Here is a 20960-nt window from a genome sequence, read left to right as displayed (position 1 = left end):
CGGATTCGAGCAGGGAGAGGGGCCGTACCCGGTTTCGGGGTGCGGCCCCTTCTTGTGTCCCATGTGTCTTGTGTCCCGCGTGCTCGAGTCCCGCACGTCAGGGTTGCGTCAAAGATGCCCGCTCACCGGTTCTCCGTCCCATTCGTCGGGATTGTTGGCCGTAAGGTCGACGCTGCGTAGGCAGCAGTAACCGGAAGACAATGGGGCCATGGCACGCGGCAAGCTTCGGATCTACCTCGGCGCGGCACCGGGCGTGGGCAAGACCTACGCCATGCTCTCCGAGGCGCACCGCAGGACCGAGCGGGGCACCGACTGCGTGGTGGCCTTCGTGGAGCACCACGGCCGGCCGCGCACCGAGGTGATGCTGCACGGCCTGGAGCAGATCCCGCGCAGGGAACTGGAGTACCGGGGCGCCGTCTTCACCGAGATGGACATCGACGCCGTCCTGCGCCGCGCGCCCGCCGTCGCCCTGGTGGACGAACTCGCCCACACGAATGTCCCGGGCTCCCGCAACGCCAAGCGCTGGCAGGACGTGGAGGAACTCCTCGCGGCCGGGATCGACGTGGTCTCGACCGTCAACATCCAGCACCTGGAGTCGCTCGGTGACGTCGTGGAGTCGATCACCGGCGTCCGCCAGCAGGAGACAGTGCCCGACGAGGTCGTACGCCGGGCCGACCAGATCGAACTGGTCGACATGTCGCCGCAGGCGCTGCGCCGCCGCATGGCGCACGGCAACGTCTACAAGCCGGACAAGGTCGACGCGGCCCTGTCCAACTACTTCCGTCCCGGCAACCTGACCGCCCTGCGTGAACTGGCGCTGCTGTGGGTCGCCGACCGTGTCGACGAGTACCTCAAGCAGTACCGCAGCGAGCACCGGGTCTCGGCCATCTGGGGCTCACGGGAACGGATCGTCGTGGGCCTGACCGGCGGCCCCGAGGGCCGGACGCTGATACGACGGGCCGTACGTCTCGCGGAGAAGGGCGCGGGCGGCGAGGTGCTCGCGGTCTACATCGCCCGCAGCGACGGGCTGACCTCCGCCTCCCCCAAGGAACTGGCCGTCCAGCGGACCCTCGTGGAGGACCTCGGCGGCACCTTCCACCACGTCGTCGGCGACGACGTCCCCACCGCCCTGCTGGACTTCGCGCGTGGAGTGAACGCCACGCAGATCGTCCTCGGCTCCTCCCGCCGCAAGACCTGGCAGTACGTCTTCGGACCCGGCGTCGGCGCCACCGTCGCCCGGGAGTCGGGCCCCGACATCGACGTGCACATCGTCACCCACGGTGAGGTGGCCAAGGGCCGCGGACTGCCCGTCGCCCGCGGCGCGCGGCTCGGCCGCGCCCGGATCATCTGGGGCTGGACGGTCGGACTGGCCGGCCCCGCCGCGATGGCGGTCCTGCTGAGCACCGTGAACCTCGGCCTCGCCAACGACATGCTGCTGTTCCTGACCTTCACGGTCGCGGCGGCCCTGCTCGGGGGACTGCTTCCGGCACTGGCCTCGGCGGCCTTCGGGTCCCTGCTGCTGAACTACTACTACACACCGCCCCTGCACCGGCTGACCATCTCCGACCCGAAGAACATCGTCGCCATCGTGATCTTCTTCGGGGTCGCGCTGTCCGTGGCCTCGGTGGTGGACCTCGCCGCCCGCCGCACCCACCAGGCAGCCCGGCTGCGCGCCGAGTCGGAGATACTCTCCTACCTCGCCGGCAACGTGCTGCGCGGCGAGACCGGCCTGGACGACCTGCTGGAACGGGTCCGCGAGACCTTCGGCATGGAGTCCGCGGCCCTGCTGGAGCGGTCCGGCGAGCTCGAGCCCTGGACCTGCGTCTCCCGTGCCGGATTCGGCCGGACGCTGGACCGGCCGGAGGACGCCGACGTCGACGTGCCGGTCGGTGACCATCTGGCCCTCGCGCTGACCGGGCGGGTGCTGCCCGCCGAGGACCGCCGGGTGCTGGCGGCGTTCGCCGCGCAGGCCGCCGTCGCCCTGGACCGCAGGCGCCTCCAGGAGGAGGCCGACAGCGCCCGCAGACTGGCCGAGGGCAACCGCATCCGTACGGCGCTGCTGGCCGCCGTCAGCCACGATCTGCGCACCCCCCTGGCCGGGATCAAGGCGGCGGTCACCTCGCTGCGGTCCGACGACGTGGACTGGCCGGAGGAGGACCGGGCGGAGCTCCTGGCGGGCATCGAGGAGGGCGCCGACCGGCTCGACCACCTGGTGGGCAACCTGCTCGACATGTCCCGCCTCCAGACCGGCACGGTCACCCCGATCGTCCGGGACATCGACGTCGACGAGGTGGTCCCGATGGCGCTGGGCGGGGTGCCCGAGCACAGCGTCGTACTGGACGTGCCCGAGTCGCTGCCGATGGTCGCCGTCGATCCCGGGCTCCTCGAACGCTCGGTGGCCAACCTGGTGGAGAACGCCGTCAAGTACAGCCCGCCGGACCAGTCCGTGCTCGTTTCGGCCAGTGCCATCGCCGACCGGGTCGAGGTGCGCATAGTGGACCGGGGACCGGGCGTGCCGGACGACGCCAAGGGCCGCATCTTCGAACCGTTCCAGCGCTACGGCGACGCGCCGCGCGGCGCCGGTGTCGGCCTCGGCCTGGCCGTCGCGCGCGGCTTCGCCGAGGCGATGGGCGGCACCCTCGACGCCGAGGACACGCCTGGCGGCGGACTCACCATGGTCCTGAGCCTGCGCGCGGCAGGATCGGCGGCGGGGCCGGTGACAGGCCCGGAACCGGCGACAGGACCGGTTCCCACCCGGCTCACTTCCGCACAACCGGAAAGGCAGGCTCCATGATGAGCCCGACCGGGGGTTCGCCCCAGGCCCCCACGAAGGTGCTCGTGGTCGACGACGAGCCGCAGATCGTGCGCGCCCTCGTGATCAACCTGAAGGCCCGCAAGTACGAGGTCGACGCCGCCCCCGACGGCCGTACCGCCCTCGAACTGGCCGCCTCCCGCCACCCCGACGTGGTCGTCCTGGACCTGGGCCTGCCCGACATGGACGGCGTCGAGGTGATCAGGGGCCTGCGCGGCTGGACCCGTGTGCCGATCCTGGTCCTGTCCGCCCGGCAGACCTCGGACGAGAAGGTCGAGGCACTCGACGCGGGCGCCGACGACTACGTCACCAAGCCCTTCGGCATGGACGAACTGCTGGCCCGGCTGCGCGCCGCCGTGCGCCGGGCCGAGCCCGTGACGGGCGACGGCGAGGACGACGTCCTGGTGGAGACCGACGAGTTCACCGTCGACCTGGCTGCCAAGAAGGTCAACCGGGCCGGGCGGGACGTACGCCTCACCCCCACCGAGTGGCACCTCCTGGAGGTCCTGGTCCGCAACACGGGCCGCCTGGTCAGCCAGAAACAGCTGCTCCAGGAGGTGTGGGGACCGTCCTACGGCACGGAGACGAACTACCTGCGCGTCTACATGGCCCAGCTCCGCCGCAAGCTGGAGGCGGACCCGTCGCACCCGAAGCACTTCATCACGGAACCGGGGATGGGCTACCGGTTCGAGCGGTGAGCCCGCGGCCGGGTTGCCGTGGGTGCGTTGCTGTGGGTGCACCCCGGTACGCTTCAGATATGAGCGCTGTTCCTCGTTCCGAAAAGCCGGCCGGACGGTTCCGGCGCATGCTCGACCGGCTCTCCACGTCCCAGCAGGACCTGGAGTCCGAGGAACTGCGGGAAGACGCCGAGACGGCGGGCTGCATACGGATCGGTGACTGCCACGACAGGCAGATCGTGACGGTTACTGGTACCTTGCGCACGGTCACCCTGCGTCCGCGCGCCGGAGTTCCGGCCCTGGAGGCCGAGCTGTTCGACGGCTCCGCCGCCCTGGACGTGGTGTGGCTCGGCAGGCGTTCCATCGTGGGCATAGAGCCCGGGCGCAGGCTGATCGCGTCGGGCCGGATCTCCATGAGCCGGGGCCGCCGTGTGCTGTTCAACCCCAAGTACGAACTGAGACCCCTCGGACGGGAGTAACGCGTGACGTCACTCGACAAGCCTTCCGGAGCCACCACTGAGCAGGACGACGCCAGGGCGGTGACCGAGGCGGCCCTGTTCGAGGCGTTCGGCGGTGTCCGGGGCATGGTCGAGACGGTCCTGCCCGGCCTGCTGTTCGTCACCATCTTCACGATCAACAAGGACCTGCACTGGTCCGCGATCGCCGCGCTCGCCGTGTCGGTCGTGCTGGTCGTGGTCCGGCTGGTGACCAAGGACACCGTCAAGCACGCGTTCAGCGGTGTGTTCGGCGTCGCCTTCGGTGTGATCTTCGCGATGTTCACCGGCAACGCCAAGGACTTCTACCTCCCCGGCATGCTCTACACGCTGGGTCTGGCACTGGCGTACATCATCACCACCCTCGCCGGGGTCCCCCTCATCGGCCTCATCCTCGGCCCGGTGTTCAAGGAGAACCTCTCCTGGCGCACCCGCAACCCGGGCCGCAAGAAGGCATACGCCAAGGCCAGCTGGGCCTGGGGGCTGATCCTGCTCGCCAAGTGCGCGATCCTCTTCCCGCTCTACTGGTGGGCGAACACGGCTCAGCTCGGCTGGGTCCTGGTCGCCCTGAAGATCCCGCCCTTCCTGCTCGCGGTATGGCTGACCTGGGTGTTCCTGGCCAAGGCGCCCGCCCCGATCGACGTGTTCGCCGAGATGGAGGCGGAGGAGAAGGCCGAGGAGGAGCGCAAGGCCGCACTGGCGGCGGGCCACGGCGAGGCGGAGCACGGCGAGGCGAGCGACGCGACGGGCGGCCGACACCGGCGCGAGCAGTAGCCCTACGCCCACGCCCGCCTTCCCGTACGGCCGTACGGGCTACCCGTACGAACCTGTCCCGTACGGAGGTGGAACCACGACGGTGGGGGCGCCCCAGGAATGCCTGGGGCGCCCCCACCGTCGTGTCCCCGAAGGGATCAGCTCTCTTCGCGCCGCACCGACAGCAGGTCCTCCAGCTGCTCCTCCCGGGCCTGCGCGGCCACGAACAGCAGCTCGTCGCCCGCCTCCAGGGAGTCCTCCTTGGACGGGGTCAGCACACGGGTGCCGCGGATGATCGTGACCAGCGAGGTGTCCTCGGGCCATTCGACATCGCCGACCTGGGTGCCGGCCAGGGCCGACTCCTCGGGCAGCGTCAGCTCGACCAGGTTGGCGTCACCGTGGCTGAAGCGGAGCAGCCGGACCAGATCGCCGACACTCACCGCCTCCTCGACCAGGGCGGACATCAGGCGCGGGGTGGAGACGGCGACGTCCACGCCCCAGGCCTCGTTGAACAGCCACTCGTTCTTGGGGTTGTTCACCCGGGCAACGACCCGCGGAACGCCGTACTCCGTCTTGGCGAGCAGGGAGACCACCAGGTTGACCTTGTCGTCACCCGTGGCGGCGATCACCACGTTGCAGCGCTGCAGCGCCGCCTCGTCCAGGGACGTGATCTCGCAGGCGTCGGCGAGCAGCCACTCGGCCTGCGGCACACGCTCGACCGAGATGGCGGTCGGCGCCTTGTCGATCAGCAGGACCTCGTGGCCGTTCTCCAGAAGTTCGCCGGCGATCGAACGGCCGACCGCACCGGCACCGGCAATGGCGACCCTCATCAGTGACCGCCCTCCTCTTCAGGGCCCCCGGCGAACGCCGCCTCGACCTTCTCGACGTCGTCCGACCGCATCATCACGTGCACGAGGTCGCCCTCCTGCAGCACCGTCTGCGAGGTCGGCAGGATCGCCTCCCCGAGGCGGGTCAGGAAGGCCACACGGACGCCTGTCTCCTCCTGCAGCCTGCTGATCTTGTTGCCCACCCACTGGGGAGAGGCGTGCACCTCGGCGAGCTGGACGCCGCCGGTGGGGTCGCGCCACAGCGGCTCCGCCCCGGAGGGCAGCAGACGGCGCAGCATCTGGTCGGCGGTCCAGCGGACGGTCGCCACGGTGGGGATGCCCAGGCGCTGGTAGACCTCCGCGCGGCGCGGGTCGTAGATGCGGGCGGCGACGTTCTCCACGCCGAACATCTCGCGGGCAACGCGCGCGGAGATGATGTTCGAGTTGTCACCGCTGGAGACCGCGGCGAAGGCGCCGGCCTCCTCGATGCCCGCCTCGCGCAGGGTGTCCTGGTCGAAGCCGATGCCGGTCACCCGGCGGCCGCCGAACCCCGGGCCCAGCCGGCGGAAGGCGGTGGGGTCCTGGTCGATCACGGCGACCGTGTGGCCCTGTTGTTCCAGGGTCTGGGCAAGAGCGGAGCCCACTCTTCCGCAGCCCATGATGACGATGTGCACGGTCTTACCCCGCACTCCTCGCTAGGCCGCTGACTTGCGTGAACGCAGTGCTCATATCCTTCTCTCGGCTCGCCGGGGCAACGGGACGGCGGACCGGGTTCCGGTCCGCCGGGCAACATCATGCCGGGGAATCCCCCGTGTGATCCCCCGCGGGTACGTATCGCCGCCCGTGTGTGCCCAAGTCAACCGTAACCTCAGCCGCCGACAGCCCTGCCGGAGCCTCCCAGGAGGGTGGTCCGCGCGAGTGACGGGCCGTAGTCGCAGTCGAACGCGGGGTCGCGACTGCGGCGGATAGTGAGACGCGGGTGGGCGACTGCCTGTTCGAAGCTCTAGCATGCTCTGTCGTGTCCAAACTGACCGACGTGCCCAAACGGATCCTGATCGGGCGCGCTCTGCGCAGCGACCGGCTGGGGGAGACCCTCCTGCCCAAGCGCATCGCACTCCCCGTCTTCGCCTCCGACCCGCTGTCCTCCGTGGCCTACGCCCCGGGAGAGGTGCTGCTGGTCCTGTCCATCGCGGGCGTGTCGGCGTACCACTTCAGCCCCTGGATCGCTGTCGCGGTCGTCGTGCTGATGTTCACCGTGGTCGCCTCCTACCGCCAGAACGTCCACGCCTACCCCAGCGGCGGCGGCGACTACGAGGTCGCCACGACCAACCTCGGCCCCAAGGCAGGCCTGACGGTCGCCAGCGCACTGCTGGTCGACTACGTCCTCACCGTCGCCGTGTCCATCGCCTCCGGCATCGAGAACCTCGGCTCCGCGATTCCCTTCGTGGTCGAGCACAAGGTGTTCTGCGCGACCGCGGTGATCCTGCTGCTGACCCTGATGAACCTGCGCGGCATGAAGGAGTCGGGCAAGCTCTTCGCGATCCCGACGTACGTCTTCGTCGGCGGCGTCTTCATCATGATCGCGTGGGGCGCCACCCGTGGCCTGATCCTCGGCGACACCATGCGCGCCCCGACCGCCGACTACCACATCAAGGCCGAGCACCAGGGCCTCGCGGGCTTCGCCCTGGTCTTCCTGCTGCTGCGCGCCTTCTCGTCCGGCTGTGCCGCCCTGACCGGCGTGGAAGCCATCTCCAACGGCGTCCCCGCCTTCCGCAAGCCCAAGTCCAAGAACGCGGCGACCACGCTCGCGATGATGGGCCTGCTCGCCGTGACCATGTTCTGCGGCATCATCGCCCTCGCCATGGCGACCAAGGTCCGCATGGCCGAGCACCCGGCCACCGACCTGATCCACAACGGCAGCCCGGTCGGCTCCGGCTACGTCCAGAACCCGGTGATCTCCCAGGTCGCCGAGGCCGTCTTCGGCAAGGGCAGCTTCCTGTTCATCCTGCTGGCCGCCGCCACCGCCCTGGTCCTGTTCCTCGCCGCGAACACCGCGTACAACGGCTTCCCGCTGCTCGGCTCGATCCTCGCCCAGGACCGCTACCTCCCGCGCCAGCTGCACACCCGCGGCGACCGCCTCGCGTTCTCCAACGGCATCGTGCTGCTCGCCGGCGCGGCGGCCCTGCTGGTCGTGATCTACGGCGCCGACTCGACCCGGCTGATCCAGCTCTACATCGTCGGCGTGTTCGTGTCCTTCACGCTCAGCCAGACCGGCATGGTCCGGCACTGGAACCGCCACCTCGCCGTCGAGAAGGACCCGCTCAAGCGGCGCCACATGGTCCGCTCCCGCGCGATCAACGCGTTCGGCGCGTTCTTCACCGGCCTGGTGCTGGTCGTCGTCCTCGTCACCAAGTTCACGCACGGTGCCTGGGTCGCTCTGCTCGGCATGTGCATCTTCTACGTGACGATGACAGCGATCCGGCGCCACTACGACCGGGTGTCCGAGGAGATCGCCGCTCCCGAGGGCCCGAGCGACGACAGCGTACGGCCGTCCCGCGTCCACTCCGTCGTCCTCATCTCCAAGATCCACCGCCCCACCCTGCGGGCGCTGGCCTACGCCAAGCTGATGCGCTCGAACACGCTGGAGGCGCTCACCGTCAACGTCGACCCGGCGGAGACGAAGGCGCTGCGCGAGGAGTGGGAACGGCGCGGCATCGACGTACCGCTGAAGGTGCTGGACTCGCCGTACCGCGAGATCACGCGCCCGATCATCGAGTACGTCAAGAGCCTGCGCGCCGAGTCCCCGCGCGACGCGGTCTCGGTGATCATCCCCGAGTACGTGGTCGGCCACTGGTACGAGCATCTGCTGCACAACCAGAGCGCCCTGCGCCTCAAGGGGCGGCTGCTGTTCACGCCGGGCGTGATGGTCACGTCGGTGCCGTACCAGCTGGAGTCCTCCGAGGCGGCCCGGAACCGGGCCCGTAAGCGCCAGGAGTGGAACGCGCCCGGAGCGGTGCGCCGGGGACCGGCCGAGCAGCAGCGGGCGAAGGAGACCAGCGGCAGCAACTAGACTGGTGGGCTGTTGTCGTTCCTCCGTCCAGTTGTCGCCTTGTCTTGTCGCCTCGTCGACGTTTCCCCGTTGAGTTGTGGAGTCACCCCGCCATGCAGGCAGAACCGAAGAAGTCGCAGGCGGGGGCCCACGTGAGCCTCGTGGGTGAGGAGTACGAGGTCGAGGTCGGCCCCGTCGCCCACGGCGGGCACTGCATCGCGCGCACGTCCGGCGGACAGGTGCTGTTCGTCCGGCACGCGCTGCCGGGCGAGCGCGTGGTGGCCCGGGTCACCGAGGGCGAGGAGGGTGCGCGGTATCTGCGCGCCGACGCGGTACGGGTGCTGGAGGCATCCAAGGACCGGGTCGAGGCACCCTGCCCGTACGCCGGCCCCGGCCGCTGCGGCGGCTGCGACTGGCAGCACGCCAAGCCCGGCGCCCAGCGCCGCCTCAAGGGCGAGGTCATCGCCGAGCAGCTGCGGCGGCTCGCGGGCCTCACGCCCGAGGAGGCGGGCTGGGACGGCACGGTGATGCCCGCCGAGGGCGACAAGCTGGCCCCCGGCGAGGTACCGCAGTGGCGGACGCGTGTGCAGTACGCGGTCAACGTGTCCGGCCGGGCCGGGCTGCGCCGCCACCGCTCGCACGAGGTGGAGCCGATCGACCACTGCATGATCGCCGCCCCCGGGGTGACCGAGCTGGGCATCGAGAAGCGCGACTGGTCGGGCATGGACTCGGTCGAGGCGATCGCCGCGACCGGCTCGCAGGACCGCCAGGTGATCCTGACGCCCGAGCCGGGCGCCCGGCTTCCGCTCGTCGAGCTGGACAAACCCGTCTCGGTACTGCGTGTCGAAGAGAAGGACGGCGGTGTGCACCGCGTCCACGGTCGCCCCTTCGTCCGCGAACGCGCCGACGGCCGTACGCACCGCGTCGGCAACGGCGGCTTCTGGCAGGTCCACCCGAAGGCCGCGGACACCCTCGTCACCGCCGTCATGCAGGGCCTCCTGCCGCGCAAGGGCGAGATGGCCCTCGACCTCTACTGCGGAGTCGGCCTCTTCGCCGGCGCCCTCGCGGACCGCCTCGGCGACAACGGCGCGGTCCTCGGCATCGAGTCCGGCAAGCGCGCCGTCGAGGACGCCCGCCACAACCTCGCGGACTTCCCGCGCGTCCGCGTCGAACAGGGCAAGGTCGAGTCCGTCCTCCCGCGCACCGGCATCACCGAGGTCGACCTCATCGTCCTCGACCCACCCCGAGCGGGCGCCGGCCGCCGCACGGTCGACCACCTCGCCACCCTGGGCGCCCGCCGCATCGCCTACGTCGCCTGCGATCCGGCTGCGCTGGCGCGGGACCTGGGGTACTTCCGGGATGCGGGTTACCGGGTTCGGACGCTTCGGGCGTTCGATCTGTTTCCGATGACGCATCATGTGGAGTGCGTGGCGATTCTGGAGCCTGCCGCGAAGGGCGCCTGACCTGCGGATTGCGGTCTGGATGGTTCGGTCGACCTGTTTTGCTGCCTGCGCCGGGTCGAGCGAACGGTGTCTTCGTGTGGGGCGCCACCTCCCGGCCCCCGTGACTCACACGTTCCTGCCCGGGATTCCTGAGGGGGTGTCAGGCGGAGCGAGAGTGACTCCCGTCGCCGGTCTCCCCCCATCACCGGGCAGACCGGCATGCGCTGCTTCTGTGCGCCCCCTCAGAAGCACGGCCAAACTGCTTGGGTAGTCCGTCTGGTTCAGCTCTGGAGTGTGGCGAGCCAGTTGGTCAGCAGGTGGTTGACCTCGTCGGGGCGTTCCTGCTGGATCCAGTGGCCGCAGCCTTCCAGGAGGTGGGAGGCCGACAGGTGGGGGAGGGTGATGGGGTAGGCGTCGATGGCGTCGGACATCCAGGTGGTGGAGGCGTCCAGGGCGCCGCCGATGAACAGGGACGGCTGTTTGATCGGGGCTCCGCGGTGCGGGGCGAGGTCTTCCCAGTCGCGGTCCATGTTGCGGTAGCGGTTGAGGGCGCCGGTCAGACCGGTGCGCTCGAACTCCCCGGCGTAGACGTCGAGGTCCCCCTCGCTCAACCATGCCGGGAGTCGGCCGGTGGGGAAGCGGTCGCGCAGCTGACGGCCCGGGGCCACGAAGTGCGGGTCGGGCTCGTTCTCGGCGGGCATGGTGTCGGCGGAAAGGGCGGCGTAGAAGCCGGCGAGCCAGCTCCGGACGTGGGGCTCGATCTCCGCCTCGGCGCGGCCGGGCTCCTGGAAGTAGGAGACGTAGAACTCCTGCTCGGGGCCGCCTATCCGGTCGAAGACGTCGGTGGGGCGGGGGCCGCCGGGCGGCGCGTACGGGACGCTCAGCAAGCCGACCGCGCGGAAGACCGCGGGGTGGATCAGGGCGGAGGCGGCGGCGATGTTGGAGCCCCAGTCGTGGCCGACGATCACCGCGCTCTCCTCGCCGAGGGCGCGCACGACGGCGACGTTGTCCTCCACCAGGTCGAGCATTCGGTAGGCGTCGGTTGCGGCGGGCCTGGAGGAGCGGCCGTAGCCGCGCACGTCGATCGCCACTGCCCGGTATCCGGCCGCGGCGAGGGCCGGGAGCTGGTGGCGCCAGGAGTACCAGGACTCCGGGAAGCCGTGCACGAGCAGGATCAACGGGCCGGTGCCCTGTTCCTCCAGGTGCAGGCGCCCGGCTGGGGCTTGGACGGTGTGATGGCGCGGTGCGGCGGTCTGCTCGGATCGCATGGGGGACTACTCCTCGGGCGTGGGCGGCCGGCGGGAACCCATCGATCATGCGGCGCTGCGGCCACTCGGCGCGATCAGCGTTGCCAATCTGGCAAGGTTGCAGGACAAGGCGGTGAAGCGGCACGGCGGGAAGGAACCGGGACGATGGCAGGTGACGACGTGACCCAGACGCTGGCGGCGATGGGGCCGCGGCTGCGGGTCGTGCGCGAGCGCCGTGGCGTCACCCTCGCCGCTGTCAGCTGCGCGACCGGTATATCGCCCAGCACGCTGTCGCGGATCGAGACCGGCCGGCGCAAGCCCACCCTGGAGGTGGTGCTGCAGTTGGCGATGGAATACGGAGTCGCCCTGGACGAGCTGGTCGGCACCGCACCCGCTCCTGCGGCCGAGCCCCGCAAGACGGCGCCGCACAACTTCGGTGACGACAAGGCGGTGTTGCCGCTGACCCAGTACGTCGGTGGCCTTCACGCCCACAAGCACGTGCTGCTTGCCGTCGCGGAGCGGCCCGGACGGCCCCGCCAGATGTCCCACGATGGCTACGAGTGGCTGTGCGTGCTGTACGGGCGGTTGTGGATTGCACTCGGCGACCAGGACCTCGTCCTGACTGCCGGGGACGTCGTCGAGTTCGACACCCGCACCCCCCACGGCGTCGCGAACGCCGGATCCACCGGACCGGTCGAGTATCTGATCATGTTCGGCCCTCAGGGAGAACGTCTACGGCTGCGCACTCCTCCAGCCCTTGGCCGCGGGTTGGGTGACGGAAAGACTGCTGAATGAGCACTTGTGACAAGTCGCGTGCCTCGTCGGTGACAACCACACTGCTCCGGTACTCGTGCCCCGTGGCCGTGCCCCCGAGGCTTCGCTCGATCGGATCAGAAACCGACGGCGGTTGGTTGGCTTCGAGACGCGAAGCAGGGCGGCAGGGTCGGCCAGGCGCAACCGCTGACCGGACACGAGGGACGGCCGCGGTGTGCGCACGAGTACCTGTCAGGAATCCTTGGGGCCCTGATGGTTTCCCAAGAGGGCCTCGACGATCCTCACGAGGCGCTCGCCCGCGTCGCTGATGCTTCCGTTCTGGACACTCACCTGCGCTCCTTCAAGGACGAAGGTGATCTCGGCGGCCGCTTGGGCTGGATCGGGCATCCCGGCCCGGGTGCAGAGGTCCGTAAGTCGTCGCAACTGACCGGCTTTGTGGGCTTCGATCAGCCGACGTGCCGGATGTGCGCGGTCGGGCAGCTCGGCCACGGAGTTGATGAACGGACACCCTCGGTGGGAAATCTCGGGAAGTCCGTCGGCGATGAACCGGGCAATCCCCAGGATCTGCGCTCGGGGATTGTCGCGATGTGCCTCTTCCACCCGGTCGAACGCGGCGGTGTAGTCGGCCGCGACGATGCGGAGCCATTCCTCGACGAGTACGTCCTTGGTCTCGAAGTGGCGGTACAAGGCCATCTTGGTGGTCTCGGCCCGGATGGCGATCGCCTGGACACCCACCGCTTTGATTCCGTCACGCGCGAAGAGTTCCTCTGCCGCGTCAAGGATCCGTTCCCGGGGCGGCAACTTCGCCACCCTGTGCTGCCTGCTGGATCTGTCCATGCTCGTCACACAACCCATCACGGTCCGCCGAGGCGTTGCGTCGCCTGACGGCAATGGTACGGTACCGGCCAGTCCCACGCGATACCGATCGGTCTCATGAGATACCGAGAGGTAGCGCTGCCTCGTGCCGCCCTCCATGAATGGACGAACGTGAAACTCTCCGAGTACGTGAACTACGACGGCGTCGGTCTGGCCGACCTGGTGACTCGTGGCGAAGTCAGCGCCGCGGAACTCGCAGCTACCGCCCAGTTGGCGTCCGACCTGGTGAATCCGCAGATCAACGCCGTCGTTGAGACCTGGCTCGCACAGGACGCGCCGGCTGCGGGCAGCACACCGCTGGCGGGGGTGCCCTTCCTGATCAAGGATCTCGCCGTTGCGATGGCCGGCAAACGGATGGAGTTGGGCAGCCGTCTCGCCGCCGGAAACGTCGCCGGAGCCGACTCGTCATTGATGACACGCTTCCGTCGCGCCGGTCTGGTGACGCTCGGACGCACGGCGACCCCGGAATTCGCCTACAGCACCACCACGGAAGGCCTCCTGTACGGCGCCACCCGGAACCCCTGGGACCCGGCCCGGAGCCCTGGCGGCTCCAGCGGCGGCTCGGGAGCCGCCGTCGCCGCAGGCATCGTCCCGATCGCGCATGCCACTGACGCGGCGGGCTCCATCCGCGTCCCCGCCGCCAGCAACGGCCTGTTCGGGCTGAAGCCGACGCGCGGCCGGATCTCCATGGGCCCGGACGCGGACGAGGTGTTCAACGGGCTCGCCGTCCATGGAGTCCTCAGCCGCTCGGTACGCGACAGCGCCACCCTGTTGGACCTGGTCCACGGCCCCGAGGTCGGTGATCCCTACTCCGCCCAGCACCCGGCACGATCCTACGCACGGGAGATCACTCGCTCCCCGGGGAATCTGAGGATCGGCTTGCTCACCCGGCCATGGGGCGGCCGGGCTGTCGACGCCGCCGTCACCGAAGCCGCACTTCGCTCCGCACGGCTCGCCGAGTCCCTGGGACACAGGGTGGAAGAGGTCCAGGTCTCGCTCGGTGTCAGCTGGGAGGAATTCCTCCTGGCCAACGCTCGCCTCTGGAGCACCAATCTGGTGACGTGGATCGATGGCCTCGCCGGAGCCTTCGAGCGCCCCGTCGACTCCACCACCGTCGAACCCGAGATGCTGGCCAGCTACGCCTACGGACAACAGGTCAGCGGCGCCGAGTTCGTCTACGCGCTCGCGATGCGCAACCGCGTCGCACGCGCGATCGGCCAGTACTTCACTGACTACGACATCCTCCTCACGCCCACCCTGCCCGAACTGCCGGTCCCCTTGGGTGCGTACGCCGCGGGCGCCGAAGGTGCCGACGGTCTCGGCTGGGTCACGCAAGTCTTCCATCGCTCGCCCTTTACCGCGGCGTTCAATGTCGCGGGCACCCCGGCCATGTCCGTTCCCCTGGAGACCGACCCCGCCACCGGACTTCCCATAGGCATCCAGTTCGCCGCGGGACACGGTTGCGAGGACCTTCTGTTCCGTCTCGCCGGCCAGTTGGAGCAGGCGGCTCCTTGGACACAGCGGAATCCCAGCGTGTGGGCGGGCAACCACCACAACACCTGACTGTGTCGGGTCAGCCGATCGAGACGACGTGGCTGAGTGCCGTCAGTCCTCCGCCAGTGAAAAGCAACCCCACGATTGGTGGTTGGCACGGTCGGGTCCTGGATCTCCGGCGGAGTCGAGCTCAGATCATCGTCGGCGCCTGCGGCCATCGCCGTACCCGGTACGGTGCCCACCAGATGTGGTCGCCGAACCGTATTGCCAGCTCCTCGGTGACGAAGTCGTCCACCACGTCCTGCGGGAGCGCGGTGGCGGGGACACCGTCGCCGAGTGCGGCGATCGCCGCCTGATACTCGGGCTCGTCGATGATGAACCGGCGCAGTTCACCGAAGCGCCGGTCCCTCACCTGTACGAAGCCCGGCCCCTGCCGGTATACGCACTTGCAGATGTAGTAGCCGTTGCGCCAGCTCCGCAGCGTCTCTTCCGCCTCCGGCACGTCCAACAGCGCGGTCGGGGGGTGCAGATGGTTCAGCCTGGTCCAGGCGTCGGGGCCGGGACCCGGGCGGACCTGCCAGTCGACGGCGATCGCGAGACTCGTCAGATCGCCGACGAAGCCGAGGGCCCGCACGGTCCAGCCGGTGTCCGCGGGATCCGTCAGGTCCACGGGCCGGTCCAGTGCCACCCTGCGAGCCCCCGCCTCGAACAGCTTGTGGGCGGCTTCGCCTCCCGAGCCGTCGATCTCGATGTCGCCGAGGCACATCCCGGGCAATTCGCTTGCCGTGGTGTCGTGGTCGCGCCACGCCCTGACGGCGAAGGGACCGGCGGGCAGGGACGTGGCAGCGGGCATCATGTTCTCCCTCGATGCGGCGGGCTCATGGGGGACCGGGCCGGTCACGCGGTCACCGACGCGAGTTCGTCGGCGGAGGGTCGGCGCAGGGCGTGCATCCGCAGCAGTTCCTCGTTGACCGCAGGCACCGCGACCTGGACCACCTGACCGCCGTTCTCGAACACGAGCCCTCGTTCGCGCCAGTCACGCAGGAGTTCTCGGAGCTGCAACTGATCCACTCCGTCGCCGTGCGCCTCCCGCAGTTTGCGTACCGCGGCGGCCGGGGTGTGCGGCTGGTCGAGCAGCCGGAACAGAGTCACCTCGACCGGCTCGGTCAGCTCCAGCACATGCCAGTCGAACGCGCGCCTCTTGCTGACCAGAAGGATTCGGTCCTGAAGGTCGCAGTAGGTGAGCCGACTCTGCGCGTAGGACCGCTTCCACTGCCGGATGGCCGAGTTGAGCCGTTCGACGACTTCGTCGCCGACGCCGCGCGGTGGCACGTCGAAGACATAGGCGAGGTCGAACATCTCTGCTTCGGGCAGATCGTAGGTGAGCCGGTAGGGCTCGGCGGGGCGCAGCTCGGAGAAGCCGAGGCCCGGGTTGTTGAAGTACGGGCTGAACCGCTCGATGGCGATCCGGGCCGACTCCTCCACCGGAGGGTTGAGGTGCTCCAGCGCGGGCAGCTGGCAGGTGACCTCGTCGTAGTCCTCGGGGGCCTCCCCGGGGAAGCCGTGCAGATAGTTCCAGACCACCGACAAGCCCGCCGTGGCGCCGTCCCGCATCATCCGCACGTTCTGGCAGCCGGTGACGCCCTTGTCCATCAGGCCCAGAACCCTGCTGCTCAGGCTTTCGATGCCGGGCTGCACGTAGATCAGCCCCGCGTCGGCGAGGGTCTGCAACTGGCCGCGCCGCATGTTCGACTTGATCTCGTAGTGCATGCGCAGATCGAATCCGCTCTCGACGATGCGCGGCAGCAGGGAGGTCACGTATCCCATGTCGAGGATGTTGTCGACGACATACATGTCGAGGACGCGGTAGGTGCGGGCGAGCCCGACGATCTCCTCGAAGAACGCGGTGGGATCCTTGCTGCGGAACTGCATGAACGAACCGTTCAGTCCGCAGAACGTGCAGTGGTGCTTCTCGCCCCACCAGCAGCCGCGGGCGCCCTCGACGACGAGTTTCGGCTCGACCGAGCCGCGCGCGGCGGAGGCAGTCAGCCGTTCGAAGTAGCCGCTGTAGTCCGGGGAGAGGATCGCCGCGGGCGGCAACGGCCTGGTGCTCATGGGATTGGCCACCGACGTGCCGCTCCGGTCGCGCCAGCACAGCCCGGGAACCTCGGCGAAGTCACGCTCCCCGTCCAGGGATCTGAGGAGCCCGGGGAAGGACTCCTCTCCCTCGCCTCGTACGACGTAGTCGACGAACGGGAAGTTCCGGTGCACCGACTCACCCTGCTTGCCGTCACAGTTGGCGCCGCCCATGACGGTCACGATGTCGGGCGCGAGTCGCTTGACGTACTTCGCGGCGGCGAGCGCGGCGGTGTTCTGCTGGAAGGTGGAGGTGAATCCCACGACATCGGGGCCGTACGCCACGATGCGTTCAGCGATGTGCTCGATGAAATCCGGTGCCATTTCGTGCAGTTGGGTGGTCATCCGCATACGCGCCGAAGGCAGCCGGTCGTTCATGCTGGTGGTGAACTCCGTCACGCGCCATTGCCGGTCGTCGTACAGGGCCGAGGAGAACACCCAGTCGCCGCAACCGAGGAAATAGGAGGCGAGGGAGTAGTAGCCGTAGTCGGTGAGGGAGAACTCGGTTCGCTGGGTTATCCAGTCCAGGAAGTCTATGTCGGCGTGCAGGACCTCCGCCGCACCGCCGGGTACGTGCTCGTCGACACTGCGCTTCAGAATGCCCAGGGCCAGAGAGGGCAGATCGATCGGAGCCCAGGGCATGTTCACCAGAAGTACGCGCACGTCGCTGGCCTCTTCTCACGAGAAGGGTGCTGTCATTGCGGGCGGGGGGCTGAACGCGGTGCGGGACAGGGCCAACCCGGCCCTGTGGCACGGGTCGGCCCCTCACGCCCCTACTGCTGCTCTTCCGGCTCTTCGGCGTTTCGGAACCGGATGACTACGCCGACACCGACGGCCCGATTGTCCTCGGCGCCCTCCAACGGGTCGTCGTGGAAGATCTCCTTCTGCATCACCAGCACCTCCTTCCTTCCTCGATGGGATATCGCGGTCCGCTCGGCTCAACGTGCGGCCGAGACGTCTGGGGGCGGTGCGGGAGCGGGCCCGAGCGCCCGGCCGAGAAAGCGCAGGGAGCGTTCCAGGACGGCCACGTGCTCGGCGCCGTCGTACCCGTCATGGCCTGAATCCAGCCACAGCAGTTCATGGGGGATGCCGCCCTCGCGCAGCACGGTGAGGTATGCCTCGACCTGCTCGGGCGGGCACTTGGCGTCGTGCCGGGCGGCCACCAGCAGCAGCGGTGAGCGGATCGCCCGCGCGTAGGTCGACGGTGAGGAATGCCGGTACCGCTCGGGCGTCTGCTCCGGCGTGCCGCCGAACAGCGCGGTGTCCAGGAAGCGCAGCGCCGGGGTGGAGTGGTGGAACGCCGTCGCGTAGTCGGCGATGGGTTTGACCGCGACGCCCGCGTCCCACAGTTCAGGGTATGTGCCCAGCGCGAGCAGGACGAGATAGCCGCCCCAGGAGGTTCCGCTGAGGCCGACCGCCCCTGCCCGGCCGATCCCCTCGCGCAGCAGGTGCGCGCGGACCCGTACCAGGTCGGCGACCTGGGTGTGGCCGACACCCTCGGAGTAGGCCGAGCGCCACCGGGGGCCGTAGCCGGTGGAGCCGCGATAGTTCACCCTGGCCACCCCGAACCCCGAGCCGACCAGCGACTGGACCATCGGGTCGTAGGCGTCACGGGCGTGGTCGGCGGGACCGCCGTGGACCAGCAGAACCAGCGGATACGGCGGTCGCTGGTCGGCGGGCGTGGTGAGCAGCGTGTGGACGGGCCCGTCCGGGCCCTCGGTCCACAGATCCCGTCGGCGCCCGAAGGAGGGCAACCGCCAGTCGTGCTGGCCGGGTAACGCTCTGCCGGACAGGGAGAGGGCACGCGGCGGGGTCACCGCGTCCGTCCAGATGAGGTGGATGTCGCCGTCGGCACCCGGCTCGGCGTCGAGCACGGTTCCCTCGGCGGTGGGCACCAGAGTGACGGTGCGGCGGAGCAGGTCCGCGGTGAACAGTCGGCTGCGGCCGTGCCGGTCCTGGCGGAGCAGAACCCGCTCACCGTCCGGATACCAGCGCGCCGTGGTCTCCGTGTCCCAGGCGCACCAGGGGAACAGCTCCAGGCCGGTCGCCGGTCGCCAGGTGCCGAGGCGGTATCGTGCGCGGTCCTCGCACATCACCAACAGCACCGGCTCCAGGTGTCCGGGGGCGAAGCCGAGTCCCCAGACGCGCCGTTCGGCGCCGGACAGCGTGGCGACGGTGGTGCCGCCGGGAGCCACGAGACGCACCGCGTGGCCCGAGTGCGAAGGTCCGCAGATCGCGAGCACATCGCCCGCGGGCGCGAGGCCACCGAGGACGGCGGGCAGTTCGGTGCGGTACACCACTTCGCCGGGTCCGCCACGGCTGCCCATCCGCACGGTCAGACTGCTCTCGTCCGCCATGGCGACGGCGGCCTGCCCTCGGTCCGTGAAGGCCAGGCCGCAGGGTCTTCCCGGCGGCGTGCCCACGAAGGCCCGGATGTGCGGTCCTCCGGCGAACTCCTGTACCCGCCAGACTCCTTGGCCGTGCCGGTCCGAGTCGAACCACCACACGGCGGCGTCCGCGTCGATGCCGCACAGCAGGGTTCCCCGCTCACGGTCCGTCACCTGACGGCTGTTGCCGGTGGACCGGTCCCAGGCGAAGATCTCGCAGCGGCCGTCGGCGTCCCCGGTGTACGCCATTCGGTCAGGGTCGCGCGGGCACACCGCAGGAAGCACGGGCCGGTAGACGCCGTAGTTCCGGGCCGGCCCCGCGGTCGGACGGGATACTGAGGTCACGGCGTCCTCCCTTGTTCGCCCCTCTGTCGCGGCTCGGCTTCCCCGCCGTCCTGGGCGAGCCCCAGCAGACCGGCACGGGCGGTGGCGTAAGAGGCGAGCAACGCCATTGCGACGGCGCAGCCCAGGGCCACCTGGCGCCCGCCGACGGCGGAGACGAGGAGGCCCGCGGTCGCGGGAGCGAGGGTGGCGACGGCCTGCCCCGTCGTCCCGAGGGCGGTTCCGGTACGGCCCTGCAAGTGGTCGGGGGTGATGAGGACGGCCTTCGTCTGCAGGGTGATCACCACGGCGGGCGCGGTGAACGACACCAGGCTCAGCAGCAGTCCGTACGTCCAGGTCCGGGTGGCGAAGGCCAGCGCCACGGCGATCGGCACCATGGCCCAGGACGCGCCGGCCACGATGCGGCCGGGAGGCATCCGCCGGACCGCCAGGGGAGCGGCGAGCGCACCCAGCAGACCGCCGACCCCGGCCAGAGTGAGGATCACTCCGATCGACGACGGATCGGCCCCGCGTGCGTGCGAGGTGAACACCGCGTGGAAGTACAGGGTGCTCAGTACCGCGTTGATCCCCGCTGTCCACATCATGACGAAGCGCAGGAAGGGTTCCCGGCGGATGAAGCGGACGCCCTCGGCCAACTCGGCCAGGAAGGAAGCCGGTTGGTGCTCCGCGCGCTCGGGACTCAGTTCCGTGCGGATGGCCTTGCTGGCCATCGCGACCAGCAGGAAGGAGAGTGCGTCCGCGAGCAGCGGCAGCCAGCGGGCGAGCTGGCACAGCAGTCCGGCGACGGTGGGACCGATGATCTGGACGGCCTCGTCCCGTGCCTGGAGTCGGCTCATCGCCAGGGGGTAGCGCTCGGGCGCGACGATCCGGCGTACGGTGCCGTGAGCTGCCGCGGTATAGGTCGCGCTTGCCACCTGCTCCACCACAGCCACGGCGAGCAGGTGCACCAGCACGACATGGCCGAGTGCCACGACCGCGAAGGCCGACCCCATGGCACCGGACGCCATGAGCGCGGACCAGTACATCATCCGCTTGCGCGGCCAGCGGTCGGCCAGGACTCCGGCGAACGGTGCGACGGACAGGCCGGTGACCATGCCCACCGTGGCCACCAGGCCGACCAGGGTGGCAGGGTATCCGGCCCCGAGAAGAATGAGTGGAACAAAGAGCGAGGAAGCGCACGTTCCCAGACCGTCAATGGCACCGGCGACCCAGAACAGTCGGAAATCCCTGTTCGCAGTGGACTCATCGAGTTCGAGCACAGCAGTCGCGGGTAATTCTCGCTCCCCGCGCCGCGACCGAACTCCCCCGGAGGGTAATTCTCCGGATCCCGCGGAGCGCTGAACCTCCGCGCCTTCCGCCTCCGGCATCAGGGGTGCCCGAAACCGATGACCGAATGAGCCAAAGCGTTCATGAAGTGCCTCGCCCCCAGCCAATGCAAGTCGTTCCAGGAGTTGGACGTCAACGACCATTGGGCCAGGGGAGCGTATACGAGCACTCGTGCGGATCGCAATAGCCTGCGGGGGCGCTCGGCGCTGAAGTTCTGGGCCCTTGCGTTTATCGATCTTTAGGCTTGATCTTTCCTGGCGACCGTCGAGCGAATCTCGTGGATGGCCGTCCGGCCAGGAGGCCTTCGCATGTCGGAGCGGCCAA

The 20960-nt window shown here is 69.6% G+C and carries 17 protein-coding genes; 9 read left to right on the top strand and 8 right to left on the bottom strand.

Annotated features, from left to right (window positions below):
* The first annotated feature begins 208 nt into the window (after positions 1–208).
* Genes ACIPK3_RS26180 through ACIPK3_RS26165 form a run of 4 tightly spaced genes read left to right on the top strand, consistent with a single transcriptional unit; the run spans position 209 to position 4757 of the window.
* Positions 209–2794 (top strand): ATP-binding protein, encoded by a 2586-nt coding sequence (locus tag ACIPK3_RS26180; RefSeq protein WP_402573405.1) that lies wholly within the window; start codon positions 209–211, stop codon positions 2792–2794.
* Positions 2791–3510 (top strand): response regulator, encoded by a 720-nt coding sequence (locus ACIPK3_RS26175; protein WP_402573404.1) that lies wholly within the window; start codon positions 2791–2793, stop codon positions 3508–3510. The genes ACIPK3_RS26180 and ACIPK3_RS26175 overlap by 4 nt, the downstream gene beginning before the upstream one ends.
* 59 nt (positions 3511–3569) lie before the next feature.
* The gene (locus ACIPK3_RS26170) at positions 3570–3968 is read left to right on the top strand and encodes an OB-fold nucleic acid binding domain-containing protein (RefSeq protein WP_402573402.1); all 399 of its coding nucleotides are present in this window, start codon (positions 3570–3572) and stop codon (positions 3966–3968) included.
* Positions 3969–3971: 3 nt separating this feature from the next.
* Positions 3972–4757, top strand: a complete 786-nt coding sequence (locus ACIPK3_RS26165; RefSeq protein WP_402573400.1) for a DUF3159 domain-containing protein — start codon at positions 3972–3974, stop codon at positions 4755–4757.
* Positions 4758–4894: 137 nt separating this feature from the next.
* Here the strand turns inward: ACIPK3_RS26165 and ACIPK3_RS26160 are convergent, their stop codons facing one another.
* On the bottom strand, positions 4895–5566 hold the full coding sequence (locus ACIPK3_RS26160; protein WP_402573398.1) for a potassium channel family protein: 672 nt from the start codon (positions 5564–5566) through the stop codon (positions 4895–4897).
* On the bottom strand, positions 5566–6237 hold the full coding sequence (locus ACIPK3_RS26155) for an NAD-binding protein (protein ID WP_402573396.1): 672 nt from the start codon (positions 6235–6237) through the stop codon (positions 5566–5568). The genes ACIPK3_RS26160 and ACIPK3_RS26155 overlap by 1 nt, the downstream gene beginning before the upstream one ends.
* A gap of 344 nt (positions 6238–6581) precedes the next feature.
* Here ACIPK3_RS26155 and ACIPK3_RS26150 point away from each other — a divergent pair, with 344 nt between their 5' ends.
* The gene (locus ACIPK3_RS26150) at positions 6582–8633 is read left to right on the top strand and encodes an APC family permease (protein ID WP_402573394.1); all 2052 of its coding nucleotides are present in this window, start codon (positions 6582–6584) and stop codon (positions 8631–8633) included.
* A 92-nt stretch (positions 8634–8725) separates the two neighbouring features.
* Positions 8726–10075 (top strand): class I SAM-dependent RNA methyltransferase, encoded by a 1350-nt coding sequence (locus ACIPK3_RS26145; protein WP_402573392.1) that lies wholly within the window; start codon positions 8726–8728, stop codon positions 10073–10075.
* A 260-nt stretch (positions 10076–10335) separates the two neighbouring features.
* Here ACIPK3_RS26145 and ACIPK3_RS26140 read toward each other — a convergent pair whose 3' ends face one another.
* The gene (locus ACIPK3_RS26140) at positions 10336–11322 is read right to left on the bottom strand and encodes an alpha/beta fold hydrolase (RefSeq protein ID WP_402573390.1); all 987 of its coding nucleotides are present in this window, start codon (positions 11320–11322) and stop codon (positions 10336–10338) included.
* On the opposite strand from ACIPK3_RS26140, the gene ACIPK3_RS26135 reads away from it, so the two are divergent.
* Both ACIPK3_RS26135 and ACIPK3_RS26130 read left to right on the top strand, forming a co-directional pair.
* Complete coding sequence (locus ACIPK3_RS26135; protein WP_402573388.1) at positions 11321–11485, top strand: hypothetical protein; 165 nt, start codon at positions 11321–11323, stop codon at positions 11483–11485. The genes ACIPK3_RS26140 and ACIPK3_RS26135 overlap by 2 nt on opposite strands.
* Positions 11467–12096, top strand: coding sequence for a helix-turn-helix domain-containing protein (locus ACIPK3_RS26130; RefSeq protein WP_402573386.1), 630 nt, complete (start codon positions 11467–11469; stop codon positions 12094–12096). Before ACIPK3_RS26135 ends, ACIPK3_RS26130 begins: the two co-directional genes overlap by 19 nt.
* Positions 12097–12306: 210 nt before the next feature.
* On the opposite strand, the gene ACIPK3_RS26125 is transcribed toward ACIPK3_RS26130, so the two are convergent.
* Positions 12307–12912: a TetR/AcrR family transcriptional regulator gene (locus ACIPK3_RS26125; protein WP_402573385.1), complete on the bottom strand. Its 606-nt coding sequence runs from the start codon at positions 12910–12912 to the stop codon at positions 12307–12309.
* A 150-nt stretch (positions 12913–13062) separates the two neighbouring features.
* Here ACIPK3_RS26125 and ACIPK3_RS26120 point away from each other — a divergent pair, with 150 nt between their 5' ends.
* Complete coding sequence (locus ACIPK3_RS26120; protein WP_402573597.1) at positions 13063–14514, top strand: amidase; 1452 nt, start codon at positions 13063–13065, stop codon at positions 14512–14514.
* A 121-nt stretch (positions 14515–14635) separates the two neighbouring features.
* Here ACIPK3_RS26120 and ACIPK3_RS26115 read toward each other — a convergent pair whose 3' ends face one another.
* From ACIPK3_RS26115 to ACIPK3_RS26100, 4 genes are all read right to left on the bottom strand, one after another.
* On the bottom strand, positions 14636–15298 hold the full coding sequence (locus tag ACIPK3_RS26115) for a DUF5825 family protein (protein ID WP_402573383.1): 663 nt from the start codon (positions 15296–15298) through the stop codon (positions 14636–14638).
* 44 nt (positions 15299–15342) lie between these two features.
* The gene (locus ACIPK3_RS26110; RefSeq protein ID WP_402573381.1) at positions 15343–17244 is read right to left on the bottom strand and encodes a RiPP maturation radical SAM C-methyltransferase; all 1902 of its coding nucleotides are present in this window, start codon (positions 17242–17244) and stop codon (positions 15343–15345) included.
* A gap of 275 nt (positions 17245–17519) precedes the next feature.
* Entirely contained in the window at positions 17520–19217 is a 1698-nt protein-coding gene (locus tag ACIPK3_RS26105; protein ID WP_402573379.1) for an alpha/beta hydrolase family protein, read from the bottom strand.
* 92 nt (positions 19218–19309) lie between these two features.
* Complete coding sequence (locus ACIPK3_RS26100) at positions 19310–20677, bottom strand: MFS transporter (RefSeq protein WP_402573377.1); 1368 nt, start codon at positions 20675–20677, stop codon at positions 19310–19312.
* Positions 20678–20960 lie beyond the last annotated feature (283 nt).

The sequence above is a fragment of the Streptomyces sp. NPDC086787 genome, assembly GCF_044745865.1.
GTDB lineage: Bacteria > Actinomycetota > Actinomycetes > Streptomycetales > Streptomycetaceae > Streptomyces.
This window is presented reverse-complemented; position numbering and strand designations above follow the sequence as displayed.